Origin of the sequence: Paraburkholderia rhizosphaerae (genome assembly GCF_004366595.1) — a bacterium.
Taxonomy (GTDB): domain Bacteria; phylum Pseudomonadota; class Gammaproteobacteria; order Burkholderiales; family Burkholderiaceae; genus Paraburkholderia; species Paraburkholderia rhizosphaerae.
Map to the genome: position 1 here is coordinate 149,019 of NZ_SORE01000011.1, position 18,020 is coordinate 167,038.

The window sequence follows — 18,020 nt, forward strand, 5'->3', positions numbered from 1 at the left end:
GTCCATCATCAATCTTCGTCTAAACTGGTGGACATGAAAACGCGTGACACCGACGAAACTGTCCTGGGCTTCCCCGACGAGGCGGAGCTCGCCGCGTTGCGCGGCTGGTACGCCGGGCTGGACGCACGGACTGCCGTGGCCCGCTATCTGGGCGACCGGAGAGCCGTCGGCGCGTCCTCGCGTGGCGTGCTGGGCCGGATTCGCCGGCTGCTCATCGCGTACGCGCAGGTTCGCCATCGCGCGGATCTGGCGGGCGTCTTCGTCGATCGACCGACGAAAGCATCGGCAAGTCGGGTAAATGGCGCAATCGAGACGCTGCGCAATCTGACGGTGCCCGCACCGCTGATCGCTGATATGGTCGACCTGTGGCTTCCCGCTCGCATCGCCGCGGCCCTGCATGCCCACGGCATCCGGACGCTCGCTGACCTGACCGTGCGGATTCCGCGCCGGCGGCGCTGGTGGTTGGCCATCGACGGACTCGGTACCGCCGGTGCGCGCCAGATCGAAGCGTTTTTCGCCGCCCATCCCGCCCTGACCCAACGCGCACGCGCGCTGATTGCCGCGACGCCGGTGAGCAGCATCGTGCCGTGGGAGCAATTGCGCGTGCCACACGAGGTTGACGGCTCGCGCGGGCAGTTTCGTGCGCCGAAGGACGCCTGCCTGCTGAAAGCGTCCAACGACTATGAAGCGGTTCGATCGTGGCTGTCGCTGCACGAGTCGGCTGCGACGCAGCGTGCTTACCGCAAGGAAGCCGAGCGCCTGATCCTGTGGGCGATCGTCGAGCGCGACTGCGCACTGTCGTCGCTCACCACCGACGATGCAATCGCGTACCGGAGCTTCCTGCGCCGGCCGACGCCGCGCGAACGCTGGATCGGACCGTCGCGGCTGCGACGCAGTGTCGAATGGCGCCCGTTCACCGGTCCGCTGTCGCCCCGCTCGGCGGCGTACGCGCTGAACGTCCTGTCGGCGATGTTTCGCTGGCTGGTCGAGCAACGCTACGTGCTCGCAAATCCGTTCGCCGGCGTCAAGGTCAGAAGCCACGTAGAGCCCGCGGGACTGGACGCGTCCCGCGGCTTCTCCGAGGGCGAGTGGCTGCTGATCCGCACGCTAGCCGACGGCCTCGAGTGGTCGTATGGCTGGAGCGAGGCAGCCGCGCAGCGCCTGCGGTTCCTGCTGGACTTCGGCTACGCGACCGGCCTGCGCGCGAGCGAACTGGTGAGCGCGACACTCGGCGATATCCGTCGTGACGAACACGGCGATCACTGGCTGCACGTACTCGGCAAAGGTAGGAAGCCGGGCAAGGTGGCGCTGCCGTCGCTGGCCCGAACCGCGCTGGATCAATATCTCATCCAGCGCAGCCTGCCAGTCACACCGGAGCGCTGGAATCCGGCAACACCACTCGTCGCAAGTCTCGAGGAGGATGGAGCGCGCATCGAAAGCACACGACTCTGGCGCGTGCTGCACCGGTTCTTCGTGCTGGCGGCCGACGCGATCCAGGGCGAACGGCCCGCGACCGCCGAAAAGCTGAAGCGTGCGAGCCCACACTGGATGCGACACACACATGCGTCGCACGCGCTCGCGCGTGGCGCCGAACTGATCATGGTGCGGGACAACCTGCGGCACGCGTCGATCTCGACGACATCGACCTATCTTCACAGCGAGGAAGTGCAGCGAGCCCGCCAGTTCGATGAGGCATTTCGTTCACGGGATCACAAGCGGTAGCACGCGACGCCCCTATGGCATTTTCGTCATAACCATCGCGCGATGGTCAACCCAGGTGACGCTCGAAGTACCGGCGTGTGAATGCCTTGCGATGCTCGGCTTTCATCAAGGGTGTGCCTGGCGTCCAGCCCTGACCGCCATAGCTTGCGCGGCACGATGCACAGCGATATGGCGCTTCGAGCAGCCGCACGCTGACCCGATACGGTGCTTCGTATCCGCATCTCCGACATTCAGTTTCGAGTGCCCGATGATGGGCAGGACACGCACGGATGCTTTCCATCTGATGGAGCACGCTGTGATAACCGTGCGTCATGCAGCGCCGGCAGTGGCGAAAGACGTTGCTGTAACGTCGCCGCTGCGAGGGCTGCAGCAATGCCATTTGCAGCGTTGCGACCGGCACCAGAAGGTTCTCCCGCAACCGGTTGATATCGACCTCGCCCAGTTCGGGAACAATGCCCTCATACGGGTCGATGTCCGGTCTCGCCAGTCGCGCGACAGTATGCCCGGGCGCACCGTTTGCCCGCTCGAATTTCCACAGGATCGAGACGAGTGACTCGCAGGGATCGAGCCACTTCCTGCTGAACACGTAGCCCAGCGCGGGCGTCAGCTTGCGTTCGTCGAGTGTGAGGATCGGAAAACTCAGCGGCCGCGGCGACGCGACGCTACGCGGCGGCAACGAGGACGCGCCCGGTTGCATGGCGTGACTGCACGTAGCCGCAGTGCTGCACGGCATAGGTCCACAAAGCAGACTCCGGGCAGTAGCCGGCACCGTCCCTGAGTTCGCTTTCCTTCAAGACAATCTCCACGGGCGCGCGCGAACGATTCCATCGGGATGGCGAGCCGTCCCGCCAGATTGGCCTTGTGATGCGCCGCTTCGAACGCTTGCCAGAGCGTGTCGGCATCGCTGACGAGTCGATAGCCCGAGTCGAAGGCCTGTGGAATATAGAAGCGCGTAAATGTCCACTCGCTGCCTTCGGGATACGCGGTCTGATCATATCCGTTCAGGCACGTGGCGACGTCCTCGGCATTGCGGATACCGTAGAACGACAGCTCCTCGACCATCAGGCGCGCTACGATCTGTGTCTTGCCCGCGATCTGCAGCGCTGTCTTCTGCGCGAGCAGCTCCTGCTGACCGACGAGAAACGTGAACAGCTTGATCTGCTGCCGGTCCAGCGCGTCGTGCACGTCGCGTAGCCACTCGTATTCGTTTTCGTTGTATCGCTGCGCTTCGTCGCAAAAGAGCAGCACGGTACCGCTACCGGCCCTGGCAGCCGCCTCGCGGATCCTCAGCGCCAGGCGCATGCGCTTGGACGGATTCGTGCCCGCGTTCGGATCGTAGTCGCCCACCGCCTCGAGCAGGTTCGCGAAGAATGGTCCCTCCGCGTGCCGCGGCTTGTGCTCGCATTGGGCGTGGTAGGTTGTCATCTTCGGGTAATCGCGTGCCAGCAGCAGACGCACGTACTCGATGGCCCGGGTTTTGCCGATGCGCGACGGCCCATAGATGAGCGCCCCCATGATCCGGTAGCGCAGGCAGCGCATGACGAGTTCATAGAAGGCCTCGATGGCCGGCGTGGCGATACGGTAGTTGCCGGTCACTAGCGGATGCAGTGACGGGTCGATGGGACGTGGTATCTCTAGCGACATGGCATACCTCTCAATGAAGGGTTACAGGTCAGAACACCTGGCCGGTTCCAATTGACAGCTTCCTCGGCCGCACAGGTGTGCGCGGCGCGGACTCGACAACAGTCGGTGCTGGCGCCACGACCGCCGGCGCGGTTTCCGGCGACAACACTGTTTCCGCCGCGCGGGCGTTCCGTGGGCCGACGGGCGTTCGCGCGGTCGGTGCCGATGCAAGCAATCGCACGGTATGTGCAAGCTCCGTCGCCGCTTTGCGGGTCTTCTTCGCCTGCGCAAGCTTGTCCCGAACATAGGACTCGATCGGATTAACGTCGGGCAGCTGGCGACTTCGCCGCCTGTCCTTCTGTTTGCGTATTTCCTGGCGCAGCTTGAGGTTGTGCGGCACCACCCGCCACGCGCCTTGCGCGTCGAGCACGCCCAGTTCGGTACCGTCGGCGAGAAACGCCCGTACACAGCGAAGATCGTCGGCGTTCAGATAGATCAACAGGTAGTGGCCGATCAAATGGGCGCTCGTCGCCAGCACACTGTTGGTGTACCGCACGCCGTGCAGGTTGATGTGCGGCCGAACGCCCTGGCCCAGATACGCGCGCACCCGGCAACGCCGCGCGGACTGCATCAGGCATAAGCTGTGGCGATGATGTTCGGCAAGCCACGTGACCATGGTCTGCCTGCCGCGCACGAAGTACTCGATGGCTTCAAGCGGTGTCGCGTTGTTCAGGCCGCTGTGCGGCGTCCCGTTGTAGCTCGCGATCGCGTACTCGACCAGTTCCTCGAGCTCGTCGATTGACACATACAGACGCAGGTCGCCCTTCGGATCGGCCAGCGCCCGCCGCAGATCGCGCGGATGCGAACCCGTGTACCCGGGCAGGCGCGATGATAGACGGCTCGCGATCGTGCCAAAGAAGCGCTCGATGTACGGCCGCTCGTCCGGACTGTATTTCGGTCCGGCGTCAGCAAGACAGCCGACAAATTCGCACAACGCGGTCAGCGTCTCGCTGGCAAGATTGGCCTTCGCGTTATCGAGTCGCATCCATTCCCACGTCACGTACGCCAGTTCCGGTAACCGTTGCGACGGAAAGCCATCGTGCGTTCCATATGCGAGTCCAGCGATTGTGAAAGTGCGTGGGCGGTGTGGCTCCAGCGCCTTCTCGATGGTCTTGATGACATCGTAGCGGCTGTACTCCCTGGCCAGCACAATGTGATAGCCAAGGACAGCGCGCGTGCACACGTCAATGATCACGAGCAGCCAGACGCGTTCCATCTCGAACTCGTGTTCGAATCCAAGCGGATCGCGCACCACCACCTTGAGCCGGATATCGAGCCGGTGGCCGTCGAATTCCACCACCTGGTAAGGGCGCGTCGCCGCCGGCGTGGCCGCTTCGTCGTCCTGGCGCGGCAAGCCCTTGAGGTGCGATGCGCCCGCCAGGTGGGCTGCCGTCCCGAAACTGCGCAGCATCTCCGCGGTCAGGTGGCGAGAAAGTGAGCGGATCGCATGTCCCGCCGTATTGAACGGATAGTCTGCAGCGGTGAGCCCCACCGCACGACATTGCCGAAGGAAATCGTCGTGCAGCGACTGCAGGCCGCGCAAGCACGTGCGAAGCCGTCCGTTCGTGTCGATCTGCCGGAGCAATATCTTGCGTTGCTTCACCTGCAAAACGAGCCAACCCGCTAACTCCGGATGACGTTCGAATAATTGCGACAGTGCTCCAGCCGCGCCACGGCAGCCGCGCTCGCCATGCACGCGGATGTCGCGTATCCGCACGTACTCCGCGATGCGCATGTAGGGAACCAGCGCACGAAAACCGAACGGCCTGCCGTCTGGATGCGGCAGCATTGCCCTTTCGATGCAGCGGTAGAGTTGCCGGCGATTCACGCCGGTTGCCTGTTCGATCGTCGCGACCGACTCTCCGGCTGCGAAACGCACGACGGCATGTCGACGGGCTTCGAAGTCGCGCCGCGCAGCATCGTCGAGTTCCGCGCTGGCAACGGTCGGCCAGGTGCCGACGTCGATCGACTGGAATTCGGGTCGGCGGCGGTTCATGGCTGTACCTCCAAAGCCGCGAATGACGTGAGCAGTGACAGCGGTTGTGTCCGAAGCTCCGGCGCACTGACACGTCCGCTGTGCAGCAGGCCAAACACGGCCGTGCGAACCGGTATTGGGTCACCGGTCGAAAACTCGCGCTCGATGGCGAGCAGTCTTTGAGGCTCATTCGTGAAGCGCACGATCGCTTGCGGCAACGCCGGCGGCACAAGATCCCGGTTGGCGACCAGGCACGGCAACATGCGCTGCCAGTTTTCAATCCAGACGCGAGCGGCGGCCAGTTCTGCACGCACGACTTTCCTGATCAAAAATGTCTGCACGTCGAGATTGCGAACCGCCTTCGTCGCATCATCTTTGTAGTGGCAATCGTCAAGGATAACTAATTCATCGCGATCGATGTACCGAACCCAGAAGTCCGCGAGACGATTGTGTCCGTTGATCTGTATGTAACCCGGCCGTTCGCAGAAGGTAATTACCCGAGGATCGGCCTCAAGCAATACCCACTGCTCAAGCGAGGCACGGCGGTAGAACGTCATCCGGCGCGCGAGCTTGGGGCTGAACGCTTCGAACCGGTGAGCACCGCGCGGACGGGCGATCGCAACCGGCCCTGCGATATGCAGAGACTTTTCCATAAGATCAACGGCTTACGGACGGGATTCGAAGTGTAGGAGGCGAGTTGACGAATTTAATGCGGACATATGCGAATTGACGCTTTCATTACGATCCAAAGGGATATAAAAGTGTCAACTCGCTCGTGCTCAGCCGCGCCGTTGCGATGCAGGGGTAGTGACAGTTTTATTGCGCTCTACGATGGACCCGCTGGATGTCTGGTATCACCAGATCAACGCAGAGAATATGCTGGCAACCGCCCATTCGCTCAAAGAGAAGAAGATGGAACAGGCTGTCATCGCACAGGCGCGGAGGCGAACGTCGCGTGCTGAAATGGGACACGCGACCGAGATCGTCAATGGGCGGATGCAGATCAAGGACGAGCCTCCCTTGGTCTATCACTTCCCAGTCACAAACCAGCAGGAAGCGGCACGGTTCAACGATACTATTCGCCACTTCATTGCGGACTACTGCGATACGTTGCCCGACGACCGGCGCGAACTGTTCGATCGCTATCAACTGATTGACGCGGCGATGCGGGTTGTCGGCGTTGGATCGGTCGGCACGCGCTGTTGGGTTGCGCTGTTCATGGCAGATGGCAACTGCCCGTTGTTCCTTCAGGTCAAGGAGGCCCGTGCGTCGGTGCTAGAGCGCTACCTTCGGCCAAGCCGGTATGCTAACCATGGGCAGCGTGTGGCAACGGGCCAGCGCCTGCTTCAATCGGCAAGTGACATCTTTCTCGGGTGGGCCAAGGCTCGGATGACTGGCATTGACTTTTATGTCCGGCAGTTGCGCGACATGAAGGGGGCGTTTGACATCGCCAATTTTGATGTCAGCGATTTCAGCGAATATGCGGAGCTGTGCGGGCGTGCGCTCGGACATGCGATGGGAAAGGCCGGCGATCCCGCGCTGATAAGTGGGTATGTTGGGACGTCAGACGCATTTGACGAGGCCATCGAAAATTTCGCACTCGCTTACGCGGATCGTAATGAACAGGACTGGCTCATGCTTAGGTCGGGCGCAAAGACTGGGCGGATACCGGTAATGGAAGAGTAAATGGTGTTTTCGCGAGCTTTACCAGGAGCATGAACATGTCCAAAACCACACGGATGGTACCGAAAGCCGATAGTACGAAGTCAGGAGGCAAACTCGGCAACAAGGCGTATCTTGAAGAATTGGGTCGACTGCACGCGGACCTCGTGAAGATGCAGGAGTGGGTTGTGCGCAGCGGGGCCAAGATCTGTATTGTGTTCGAAGGGCGGGACGGCGCTGGTAAGGGCGGCACAATCAAGGCGATTACTGAACGCGTGAGTCACCGCATCTTTCGGGTAATTGTGAGCCTAGCATGTGCAGAACGATCTCGTTCAACTGGCCGAATGTTGCCCAGGATTCCGAACCGGATACGCCACTGATGATGGCGTTGAGCAAGGCTGGCGTGTTGAAAGCTGATCCAGTGTCAGTCACAGGCTGGTTGGGCCGACGTTATCCGGGACACCAGTACACGCCGACTGACGAGGGCAAGAAATACATAACGCCTGAAGGCACCATCTGCTACGGCAAGGCCAGGCTTGTGAAGATACTGAGCTGGGACCCGGTCGTAAACGTCGCGGGCACTTCGTTCACCAAAGTCTATTTCACGTATCGCATCGACGGTTTGCCGGAATGGGCGTTGCGACCGGACGTCCAGGCCACATTTCCCAATCTTGCATCAGCGGTACAAGGTCAGGAGCACGCACGGATGGCGATGCCGATGGCGCTAGCGGACGGGCACTGGCAGCGGGAGTGATTCCGGCTACATGCGTCAGGTGCGCTTGTGGAATAACCGCAAGAGCTCCTCACGAAGCTCCGAGATGTCGAGTACGTGTTGTGCGCGCGTGATCGCGACATAAAGCAGACGCATTTCTTCGTCGTCCACGCTCAGGCGGCCGTCGACCACTCCGAACCGGAAATCATTAACCACCTTCACGCGTTTCCATTCCAGTCCTTTGGCGCGATGCACGGTGGAGATAACGTAGTCTGCAACCGGCTCTGGTGTCGCGCGGCGAGCGAGCGCCCGAATGTAACCGGTACCGCATTCCTCGACGATCCGGACGATGGGCAGAAGGTCGCGCCCGACCGCGCTCCGGGCGAACGACTGCACCTCACCCCAGTTTTCGAACAGTGAAAAAGCGGCAGGGCGAAAGGCACGCCTTCCAGCGATTAGCTGGTCGGCGCCATCCGCGAACGCTTCGATTTCAGCCGAGCTCATGCGGATGGCCGGCTTGTGGCCCATCTCGACCCCTGCAGCCAGGTGCCAGATGGCGGTCGCATTCTTCCTGCACAGGATGGCGTCGACCGGCGGTGCGATCGATGGGTCCTCCACCATGATTGAGCCAATCGCATGCTGGCCTCGAATCGGTGTGCGCTCGCCAAGCAGGCCAAGCAGACGGCTTGCGAGAGTTGCGAAAGTAGGACCGAAGCGGAAGGATTCCGACAATGCGAGTTCGGGCGCATCGATCGACGCCATTGCATTGATCGCGCCTCGCCATTCGTAAATCTGCTGGTAGGGGTCGCCGACATAGATGATCTGTGCATGACGCTGTCGCCCAAGGACCGAAAGCATGACGCCGTCGCTGTCCTGCGCTTCGTCGAAAAGAATGAAGTCGGCATCCAGACGCGGATCTGTCAATGCCCAGACCTTGAGGACGACATCCGGCCCGATCGCCTGATGTGCCCGGGGAGCAATGCTTTCCTCCCACAGACGGGTGACATAGGGCAGTAGCGCCTCACGCAGCCATTGCCCAGCCGCCTCGTCGATTTTCTCGTCCACAGGAACGTGGAACGCTTCAGGCGAGACCTGCGCTGAGCGGCAGAAGCGACCAAGACCATCCACGATCATCCGGCCGATGTCGAATGGAGTAATCTCGAGCGCCTTGCCCATGATGCCGGGCAATTCCAGCGCACCCAGCTGATATCGCGCAGCCAGTTCGTGCGGCTGTTCGGCGGGAAGATCCAGGCGCGAACGCAGCGCTGAGCCGACGGATGCATAGGCAACGGAGTGCATCGTACGCGAGACGACGTTCGGCGGGAAACCGCGGCGCGCATGTTCTGCGATCTCCCGGTTAAAGGCAAGATAGCTGCCGCGTTTGTCTGCGAGGCGGCTGGCAACGAGCCGCAGGGTCGACGTCTTTCCTGCTCCGGCAAATGCCTTGATTTTCAGGTTGCGGCCGTGAATAACTGCATCCACGATCGCGTCCTGTTCCGCAGTGGGAGTGAATGAACGTGACATGCGAGAGCCGCCAGGAAATCCGTAGTGTGCCCGAAACTCGCTCGCGAACAACACTTCGGTCTTCGGTCACGGCCGTGACGCCTTACGTCGCAAATGAACTGCATAGGCTTGATGCACGATCAGACGACGCAACGGTAGTCGCAGCCGTAGAACGTATTAATTCCGTCAACGTTGCGGCGATAAATGCGTCACTCCACGACAGGCACTCAACGAGGACCGCGAACGCTTGCTGGGCAAAGACTCGAGCTAAGCGAAATAAGTGTCACCGGCGAGGCGGCTCGTCGACACGTCATCCGGCAGAGTGCGGCCAACTGCGGCCGCTCACCAGAAGGTTTTGATCGACATTCAAACGTCAGCTCAAGTCAGACAGCGGACTTTTTGCAGTTCGTCCGCTGCCAGTAGCGCCTGTTTAATCTCGGCGTGCATCGGACTTCACGTTGCTCCGCTCCAGCGAGCCGCCGGCATGATTCGCCGTCACCTGGTCAACAACCTGTAGAGGCAGGTCTAGGTCTGCATGGCATCTTTATAGATGCGCCCATCCTTCATGATCAGCTTCAGGTTCTTGTCGGGATCGGCGAGCAGTGCCACATTGTCGATCGGGTTGCCACCGACGACCAGCAAATCGGCCCACGCACCCCGCTCCAGCACACCCAGCCTGGCGGGATAGGGGTTGCGCTTTCCTGAGAGCTCAAGCAACTCCCCGTTGCCCCCTGTCGCCATCCGCAAAATCTCGGAACCGTTGTACCAGCGCGTCATATTGCCAATCATCAAACCCTGGCGTGCCGCCACCGCCGGCGAGAAGATCAGGTCGGTCCCGAACGCCACCTTGAGTCCGTGCTTGCGTGCGAGTTTGTACATGTTGTTGGTCCCTACGATGACTTCCCGGAACTTGTCAAGGATCGGTCCCGCTAGCGGCCCGACGTCGTCTTCGTTCACGAATGGCTGGGTACTTAACCATGTCCCGTTCTTCGCCATGATCTCGGCTGCATGATCGTCCATCAGATGACCATGCTCGATACATTGCGCGCCTGCTGCCACCGCTCGCTTCACGGCTTCTGAGGTGTACGCATGAACGGTCACATAGGTCCCCCAATCGCCCGCGGTTTCGACGGCTGCTCTTAGTTGCTGCTCGGTGAAGGTCAGCATGTCGAGTGGACTGCGCGGTGTGGATACGCCGCCGGCTCCCACGATCTTGATCTGCGTTGCGCCCTGCAGGAACTGCTCGCGCACGCGCAACCGCACGTCGTCCGCTGAATCGGCGATCGCATTCGCGCCGGTCCTTTCCTGCGCACTGACTTCGCCCGTCGTACGCGGGATGTCCGTCAGTGGGCGAAAATCGCCATGACCACCTGTCGTCGTGATCATCGCGCCTGACGGATAAATGCGCGGGCCAGGAATCATCCCCGCGTCGATGGCCTGCTTCAGCGCGAACGCCGGCCCGCCCACATCGCGTATCGTCGTGAAACCGCGCAGCAACGTACGCTGGGCTTCCGCACTCGCAGCCAGATACACCAGGCCCAGGTCGGCCTGCAAGATCGTCTGGATCGGAAGCGAGGCGAGCATGGCATGCCAGTGCATCTCGATCAACCCTGGCATGATCACCTTGCCGCCACAATCGATTGTGCGGTTCGTGCCGGCAGCGGGTGGCTGGCCTTGCCCCAGCTGTGAGATGTGGCTTCCTTCGACGACGAGAAACATCCCATCGCGCAGGCCGGCAGACTTGCCGTCGAACAGTCGGAAATTTGTAAACGTAACGGGCTGCGGCGCAGCGGCGACGGGACTCGCACCCTGCGCCCGAACGAGTTCCGGGAGCACGGCACTCAGCATGGCCGCCCCCATGCCTATCAGGAATCCGCGTCGCGCGAGGTCGGCGCCGATGCGGCGATTCGCAAACTGAGCAAGCGCCTTGTTACAGAAACAGGAATACGTTTGGCTTGTTCGGTTGACGCCGCTGTACTTTCCGGAAGCCATATCCGCCCCCATTTGAGTTAAACACCTTGTACGGAAGCGCTGCTTGCGGCCTTGAACAGGTAACGGGAGCAACCAGCGGACAGTAAACGATATTCGTACGGAAGTATGGCAAACAACTAACGCTCATGCGTTCAAAGCGTCGAACCATCGCTTCCTTAAAAGGTGGCGGCCTGTCGGGTGGAAACGCATCTGGGAAGCGAAACGAGTCCCCACAATGGCGGTCCTGCGTGCGACGACGGATTTCGCCGGCGAGTAGCACACGCTCCCCCGGGTGAGTAGCCGATGAAGTATGAGATCGGTCCTCGCCGTCCTTATGGACCGGGTAGCGGCAAAGGGGTCGCTTTATGCCTCTGGCATGACAGGTACGTTGGCGACGAGCATTGCGCGTTGTCGTGGGACGCAGTGCGGCCAGAAGCGGTCGTACAGTTACTCCGTTCTTAGGTCCCCGAGGGTCTCTTCCTGGCTCGTAAGCCGCCATCCGATCATATTCATGATGTAAATGACGTCTCGTCAGCTATATCCATTTAGGCACATCGATACGTGTCTGGCGATGTAACGACTCAATCAATTCGCTTGGGTCACTATGGATAGCGATGGATTCACGATGGGCGGACGGCAGAAATCTCTGCTCAACCATGTGATCGATGAAACCCATGAAGGGCATGAAGAAGTTCGCAGTGTTCAACAGACCCAAAGGCTTGTCGATTTCTTGCAACTGGTTCATCGTCCAGGCTTCCATCACTTCTTCAATCGTTCCGATTCCTCCGGGTAATGCAATGAATGCATCAGCAAGCTCGACCATCCGCTCCTTGCGTTTTCTTAGCGTCGATGCAATCTCGCAATGAGTCAGCGTCGAATGCGAATGGCCGCGCAGATGCAGGCTCTCTGTAATGACGCCGTGCACCAGGCCTCCCGCCGATATTGCCGCATCGGCTACGGCACCCATCAAGCCTTTGGTCGTCCCGCCATACACCACCTTTATGCCTGCAGCTGCCAACGCCAGGCCGAGCTTGCGCGCATCCTGAGAGTATTGTTCCGAAGCGCCGAAGTTCGAGCCGCAAAAAACGGCGATGGCGCCGATTGCGCGCGACGGCATGTCAGTCAAGGTCTTCGCAGGCATGCTGAAATCCGAGTAAGTTGAAATGAGCCTGGAGCGCGTCATCGGCTACCCGACGGGCGGCGTCTACGGAATCCGCGCGCGCTCCCGTTCCCTCTACCGTAAAGAAGCTCAGGTTGTGAAGTCCGATCGACGCCAGAATGCTCTTAAGGTAGGGTGTCAGGAAATCCGGCTGATGAGCATTCGCTCCGGAAAAGCGTCCGCCGGACGCTACCGCGATGTACACAGGTCGATCGTGCAGCAAGCCCTGCTTGCCAGAGGTCGTCATGGTGAATGTCCTTCGTGCACGAACCACATGGTCGATCCAGGCCTTGAGAGAGGACGGCACGCTGAGATTGTGCATGGGCGTTCCTATGACCACCACATCTGCTCGCTCAAGCTCCGCGATCAACTCGTCGGACCTCGCGGAAGAACCCGTTCCGCATCGTCCTGCATCGCATGAATGCTGCATGAACGCGTACTCCGCATCGACGTGTGGTAGTGCTCCATCGCCGAGTGCGCGTACGACCAGATCGGCATTGGGATTCCAATGAAACAGCATGTCGACGATTTTCCTCGAAAGCCTTTGACTCTCTGAAAACTCTCCTCGAGAACTGAATGTGAGATGCAGGATGTTCATCTACGTGGATTCCAAAGTTCGGTTTCGCGGCAGCGGTACTGCTTTCCTCTGACACGCCTTGATCGCTTGATGAAGGCATGGCATGGGAATACTCTAAGGATGGAATGGTCCAACTAACAGAACCATGAATTGAGTCTTCGTATAGACCATGATGACGACTTCGAAATGAATAGCGGACAATGCCGAAGCGGCAGACAAAACTGTCATTGCTGCGAGCAGCATGAGACGCCTGTTTCGCATGCCATGGTTCAATCCTTTTTCAGACGCGCAGACGCGACCGCTCATGGTCAAATTGAAGACATCGATTGTTTCGCCGCTCGATCTCACCGCAGATACTCCGCTCTATCGCCAGATCTATGAGCGTCTTGTGGCGGTCATCGCGGATGGCACGCTCAAGCCCGGCGACCGAATACCCTCCGCGCGCGCCCTGACGACCGAACTGGGTCTGGCCCGGGGCACGGTGAATACTGCGTATGAGCTACTGGCCGCCGAAGGATATGTCGTCTCGCGAGGTCAGGCGGGAACCATCGTCACGCCCAGCCTCCGGGCGCGGATTCCGACACGCGAAGTGCAGCCGAAGTTGAAGGCCGTGCCAGAGGCGCCCAGCTTTCGACCCGATTCCATCTTGCCTTTCCAGATGGGCTTGCCTGCACTTGACATGTTTCCCCGAAAAATTTGGGCCCGGCTGGGCGCGAACCGGATTCGTGCCATGCAAGCGTCCGACATGGTTCACCCGCCGGTGTGTGGTCTGGAGGAGCTTCGCGGGGCTATCGCGACATACCTTCAGGTCGCGCGCGGGATTAAGTGCGCCCCAACGCAGGTGTTCGTAACATCAGGCTATCGTCACTCGATCGAACTCATCTCTCACGCGCTATTCGACGCGGGCGATCAGGTGTGGTACGAAAATCCGGGATACCCCCCGACCCGGCAGTTGATGGGTATGCTCAATCTGAGCGGAGTTCCCATTCCGGTGGACGAAGAAGGAATAGATGTTGCCCGCGGCATTGAACTCGCACCCCGCGCGCGGGCGGCGATCGTGACTCCCGCCCATCAAAGCCCTTTATGCGTAACACTGTCGTTGCCCCGCCGTCTGGCCTTGCTGGAATGGGCTGCGCGAAACAAAGGATGGATCATCGAAGATGACTACGATGGCGAATATCGCTATGTCAGCCGGCCCTTGCCAGCGCTGAAAAGTCTGGATGGAAACGGAAGAGTCCTTTATGCAGGCACTTTCAGCAAGGTGCTGATGCCGAGCCTTCGACTCGCGTATCTGGTCGTCCCCGACACGCTCGTCGAACGATTCGAGGAGGTCGTTCACACGCTTGGCACAGGCACGTCCCACCTTGTTCAGGCAATGGTGACATCGTTCATGAGAGAGGGGCACTTTGCACGGCATATTCAGCGAATGCGCCGGCTATATGCTGAACGACGCGATGCAACGGTTGCAGGTCTGGAAAGCGTTCTGCGTAACTATGTCGACATCGATGCACAACCTGGCGGCATGCATCTGATCTTGCGTCTGCGCGGTCGCCGTTCGGACCGCCGGCTCGTTGCGAGTATGGGTGAAAACGGCCTGTACGCCGAAGCACTTTCGGATTGGGGCGACGGACGCCAAGTCGGATCGGCGCTGCTCGTCGGCTTCACGAACGTTGACAGTCAGGCAACCGCGGCGCAACTCGGCAAGCGAATCCTGGCGCTGATGTGATCGACGCGACTTGCGCGAGAACAATCATGGCATAGCCCGGATGCAAGTTTATGGTTCTTTTGGACTGGACCAGGTTGAGACAAGATGAAGCCTCTTAAACGATCAGTCAGAGAGGTTCTTCATGACTCAACGCATCAACTACATCAAGGCGTCGCCGGAACCATATCGGGCGTTTGGCGAAGTACATTCGATACTTCAGAAATGCGGCCTTGCGACGGATCTGATCAACCTCGTATATCTGCGCGTCTCGCAGATCAATGGATGCGCCTTCTGCATCGATATGCACACACGAGACCTGAAGAAGCTCGGGGTATCGGACGAGAAGCTCACCTTTTTGCAGGTATGGCACGACGCCGGCACGCTGTTCGACAGGCGCGAGAAAGCAGCGATCGCCTGGGCGGAAGTGGTCACGCGTGTGGCTGCAACGCACGCCCCCGATGACGCTTATCAAGCGGCGGCGGCCGAATTCGATGACAAGGAACTCGCCGACCTCACCTATGCGATCAGCCTGATGAACGCTTTCAATCGTCTTGGCATCGCCTTCCGCACCACCCCCGCCGCGGCTTACGCTAAAGCCTGACATCGCACATCCTGTACGGAGTTTTCACTGATGGCATGGCTACTACTTGGCCTGGCAGGCGTGCTTGAGATCGCTTTCGCCTTTGCGATGAAGGCTTCAGACGGCTTCACGCGACTGACGCCCGGGCTGCTTACGGTCGCGACCGGGCTGTCGAGCGTGATTCTTCTTTCGGTGGCGCTTCGTACAGTGCCGGTCGGGACCGGTTACGCCGTGTGGACCGGAATCGGGGCGGCGGGTACGGCAATTCTTGGTATCGCTTTGCTTGGAGATTCGGCCGCACCGTTGCGGGTGTTTTTCATCCTGCTGATTCTCGGTGGCGTGATCGGACTCAAGTTCGCATGAACGCGCTCGATACGCCCGTGACCGCCGACCTGCCGAAAGATCTGATCAATTTCCTGGGCACAGGATTTCTCACGACTCTTGTAAAAAAGCAGCGGCCGTACAGATCGCGCACTAAATCTATTTTCGGCAAGTGGCGGAGTCGCCTCTGGCCGGTTCGGCTCGCAGTTCAACAGCGGAGATTTCGATGACCAGCTATGACCCAAAGATCACAGCAGTTCTTTGCGTGGATCTCTACAACGACTTTCTGAGTGACGGAGGCAAGCTATTTCCGTGGATCAAGGACATCGCCGAAGAGAACAACATGATGGACAACCTTCGGACGATCGTACGAACGGCGCGTAACTCTGGCATCACGATCTTTCACGTGCCGCACCATCGTTGGGAGTCGGGCGACTACGTGAACTGGAAATATCCGTCGCCTTACCAACTTGGTGCCGCTGAGCGTCAAGCCTTTGCAAAGGGAACATGGGGCGGTACGTTTCACGATGAATTTCAGGTGCAACCAGGGGACATTGTTGCGACTGAGCACTGGGCATCCAGCGGCTTTCCAAATACCGATCTGGATCAACTGCTTAAGAGGAACTACAAGGAAAAGATCATCCTGATTGGCCTGCTTGCGAACACCTGCCTTGAAGCGACGGGCCGCATCGGGATGGAACTTGGCTATCACGTAACTCTCGTTCGAGATGCGACCTCTGCGCGCTCACATGAAGCACTTCGCGCTGCCATGGATATTAATGGCCCCACTTACGCCCATGAAGTATTGACAACCAGGGAATTGATCGCTGCCATCACAAGCAATGCGACATGAGAGACTCGCTTAGAGTGGCGGCGCCGGTAAGGTCTAGGATCGGCATGCGCCGACCATCATCGGATTCCGAGTGCGGATGGCCTGCCCGGGCTTTGTCACGTTCATGGAAGCTTTCGCTTGCCCGAACGCACGCAGATCTTTCTGTCCTCCCGCCTTTTGAGCGATCGCATCAACAGGTGACGCGTTGCACCACAATCGCCAACGTGACAAAGCCCTGTGGGGTGGTGCGTTAGTTCAACGCAGTGACTTGCAGTCGCGATGCTCAGTTGCAAAAGACCCAGTCCTTCCGGTTGGTATCTTCGGTGCCACGCAACACTCAACCCGCATGGGACGCGGTGCAGCGCCCAGCGAGGATATGGAATTTACTTTCCGTTGCGCCCGAGCAAGTACCTGAGGTGAAATCGCGCAATGGCGGCGAACGGCAGTTGTACGACTAAATGCTGTCGTTGCAGCCTCCACTTGTGAACGGCAGTTCCGGGTCGAAGATTGACCACTCCACCAAGCGCAGAATCGATCTCCCTTCGTTGAAGAGGAGATTGTCATGGAACCGCTTAATTCTTCCGGCGCTCGTCGGGTGCCGTGGAACAAGGGGAGGCTGACCGGCCAGAAGCCTCCGCTGAAGCTTCGAGAAATCTGGGCAATTCGAACGAGGCTGCAGATGTCGTCCAACGCTCGCGAGTTGGCGATGTTCAACCTTGCGATCGACAGTAAGCTTCGAGCGTGCGATTTAACGCGCCTGCAAGTGCAGGACGTCTACATGGGAGGTCATGTGGTAGCTCGCGCGACTTTCATGCAGCAGAAAACACATCGACCAGTGCAGTTCGAGATCACGGAGCAGACTCGTCAAAGTGTCTCTGCCTGGATTTCGGCGCGGGGATTGACGCCTGCCGACTATTTGTTTCCAAGTCGACTGCATGCCTCAGCGCACGTGTCGACGCGCCAGTATGCGCGCATCGTCCATCGTTGGGTCGGGTCGATCGGGCTCGATGACACCGCGTACGGAACGCACACCATGCGACGAACGAAAGCGTCGTTGATCTATCGACGCACTAAGAACTTGCGCGCGGTTCAACTGCTCTTGGGCCATACAAAAATCGAAAGCACCGTGCGATATCTCGGGATCGAGGTAGACGATGCTCTCGAAATGGCTGAGCAAACCGAAGTGTGATCACCGGTGGCCGGCGAGCGTGCGCTTGTCGGCCATCAAGCGACATTCACTCGCACCGTCGCTCGGTCACTCCGGCGTCGGTATTGCACCGATGATCGGCCATTCCCTCCGGTGACCGTCGGTCTGCGAAAAGACAAAGAGTTTCCAATGTTTCCGCCGGGGGGCGCGCCGAGGCCATTAGGGAAAAATCACCCGCTGCGACCTGGCGCGCCGGAGAAATGGACGCGAAATCGACCTGGTCCAACAGGCTCGCGGTGGCCCGGCGCTAGGGAAGCAGGGGGTGCCCAGGCCGCGCCCAGGCCGCGCTGTGCAGCTTAGGCATCCGGTAAGACATCAACATTTCAATCGCTCTTCGCCGCTGCTTCTCACGCTTGCACGCGTCGGTCCGGGACAGGATAGAAGACGCGTCGCGAACCTTTTGTCGCCCGT

At 59.8% G+C, this 18,020-nt stretch carries 16 protein-coding genes and 1 pseudogene; 9 read left to right on the top strand and 8 right to left on the bottom strand.

Annotation, left to right across the window (positions count from 1 at the left end):
* The first annotated feature begins 33 nt into the window (after nt 1–33).
* Nucleotides 34–1,722 (top strand): site-specific integrase, encoded by a 1,689-nt coding sequence (locus BX592_RS16325; protein WP_166676374.1) that lies wholly within the window; start codon nt 34–36, stop codon nt 1,720–1,722.
* A 46-nt stretch (nt 1,723–1,768) separates the two neighbouring features.
* Here BX592_RS16325 and BX592_RS16330 read toward each other — a convergent pair whose 3' ends face one another.
* The 4 genes and pseudogenes from BX592_RS16330 to BX592_RS16345 all read right to left on the bottom strand — a co-directional run bounded on the left by BX592_RS16330 (nt 1,769) and on the right by BX592_RS16345 (nt 6,033).
* Nucleotides 1,769–2,419 (bottom strand): TniQ family protein, encoded by a 651-nt coding sequence (locus tag BX592_RS16330; RefSeq protein WP_134192851.1) that lies wholly within the window; start codon nt 2,417–2,419, stop codon nt 1,769–1,771.
* Nucleotides 2,385–3,366 (bottom strand): annotated as a pseudogene (locus tag BX592_RS16335) (AAA family ATPase). Before BX592_RS16335 ends, BX592_RS16330 begins: the two are co-directional and overlap by 35 nt.
* A 28-nt stretch (nt 3,367–3,394) precedes the next feature.
* The gene (locus BX592_RS16340; protein WP_134192852.1) at nt 3,395–5,401 is read right to left on the bottom strand and encodes a DDE-type integrase/transposase/recombinase; all 2,007 of its coding nucleotides are present in this window, start codon (nt 5,399–5,401) and stop codon (nt 3,395–3,397) included.
* Nucleotides 5,398–6,033, bottom strand: a complete 636-nt coding sequence (locus BX592_RS16345; protein ID WP_134192853.1) for a hypothetical protein — start codon at nt 6,031–6,033, stop codon at nt 5,398–5,400. The genes BX592_RS16340 and BX592_RS16345 overlap by 4 nt, the downstream gene beginning before the upstream one ends.
* A gap of 178 nt (nt 6,034–6,211) precedes the next feature.
* On the opposite strand from BX592_RS16345, the gene BX592_RS16350 reads away from it, so the two are divergent.
* The 3 genes from BX592_RS16350 (at nt 6,212) to BX592_RS16360 (ending at nt 7,796) form a co-directional block, all read left to right on the top strand.
* Nucleotides 6,212–7,066, top strand: coding sequence for a DUF2252 family protein (locus BX592_RS16350; protein ID WP_243849576.1), 855 nt, complete (start codon nt 6,212–6,214; stop codon nt 7,064–7,066).
* Nucleotides 7,067–7,215: 149 nt separating this feature from the next.
* Nucleotides 7,216–7,422 (top strand): hypothetical protein, encoded by a 207-nt coding sequence (locus tag BX592_RS35170; RefSeq protein WP_377681672.1) that lies wholly within the window; start codon nt 7,216–7,218, stop codon nt 7,420–7,422.
* A complete protein-coding gene (locus tag BX592_RS16360) occupies nt 7,356–7,796 on the top strand; it encodes a hypothetical protein (RefSeq protein ID WP_166676365.1) in 441 nt (146 codons plus the stop codon). Before BX592_RS35170 ends, BX592_RS16360 begins: the two co-directional genes overlap by 67 nt.
* A gap of 15 nt (nt 7,797–7,811) precedes the next feature.
* Here BX592_RS16360 and BX592_RS16365 read toward each other — a convergent pair whose 3' ends face one another.
* The 4 genes from BX592_RS16365 to BX592_RS16380 form a co-directional block, all read right to left on the bottom strand.
* Nucleotides 7,812–9,278: a 3'-5' exonuclease gene (locus BX592_RS16365; RefSeq protein WP_134192855.1), complete on the bottom strand. Its 1,467-nt coding sequence runs from the start codon at nt 9,276–9,278 to the stop codon at nt 7,812–7,814.
* Between the two features lie 504 nt (nt 9,279–9,782).
* Entirely contained in the window at nt 9,783–11,249 is a 1,467-nt protein-coding gene (locus BX592_RS16370) for a metal-dependent hydrolase family protein (protein WP_243849577.1), read from the bottom strand.
* A 514-nt stretch (nt 11,250–11,763) separates the two neighbouring features.
* Nucleotides 11,764–12,369, bottom strand: coding sequence for an LOG family protein (locus BX592_RS16375; protein ID WP_134192856.1), 606 nt, complete (start codon nt 12,367–12,369; stop codon nt 11,764–11,766).
* Nucleotides 12,347–12,985: an FMN-dependent NADH-azoreductase gene (locus BX592_RS16380; protein WP_134192857.1), complete on the bottom strand. Its 639-nt coding sequence runs from the start codon at nt 12,983–12,985 to the stop codon at nt 12,347–12,349. Before BX592_RS16380 ends, BX592_RS16375 begins: the two co-directional genes overlap by 23 nt.
* A gap of 283 nt (nt 12,986–13,268) precedes the next feature.
* Here BX592_RS16380 and pdxR point away from each other — a divergent pair, with 283 nt between their 5' ends.
* The 5 genes from pdxR (at nt 13,269) to BX592_RS16405 (ending at nt 17,591) form a co-directional block, all read left to right on the top strand.
* Nucleotides 13,269–14,690 carry a MocR-like pyridoxine biosynthesis transcription factor PdxR gene (pdxR, locus tag BX592_RS16385; protein WP_134192950.1) on the top strand — a complete coding sequence of 474 codons (1,422 nt, stop codon included), beginning with the start codon at nt 13,269–13,271 and terminating at the stop codon, nt 14,688–14,690.
* A gap of 121 nt (nt 14,691–14,811) precedes the next feature.
* Complete coding sequence (locus BX592_RS16390) at nt 14,812–15,270, top strand: carboxymuconolactone decarboxylase family protein (RefSeq protein ID WP_134192858.1); 459 nt, start codon at nt 14,812–14,814, stop codon at nt 15,268–15,270.
* Nucleotides 15,271–15,300: 30 nt separating this feature from the next.
* Nucleotides 15,301–15,612, top strand: a complete 312-nt coding sequence (locus BX592_RS16395; RefSeq protein WP_134192859.1) for a DMT family transporter — start codon at nt 15,301–15,303, stop codon at nt 15,610–15,612.
* A 184-nt stretch (nt 15,613–15,796) separates the two neighbouring features.
* A complete protein-coding gene (locus BX592_RS16400) occupies nt 15,797–16,423 on the top strand; it encodes a cysteine hydrolase family protein (RefSeq protein ID WP_134192860.1) in 627 nt (208 codons plus the stop codon).
* Between the two features lie 541 nt (nt 16,424–16,964).
* The gene (locus tag BX592_RS16405) at nt 16,965–17,591 is read left to right on the top strand and encodes a tyrosine-type recombinase/integrase (RefSeq protein ID WP_134192861.1); all 627 of its coding nucleotides are present in this window, start codon (nt 16,965–16,967) and stop codon (nt 17,589–17,591) included.
* Nucleotides 17,592–18,020 lie beyond the last annotated feature (429 nt).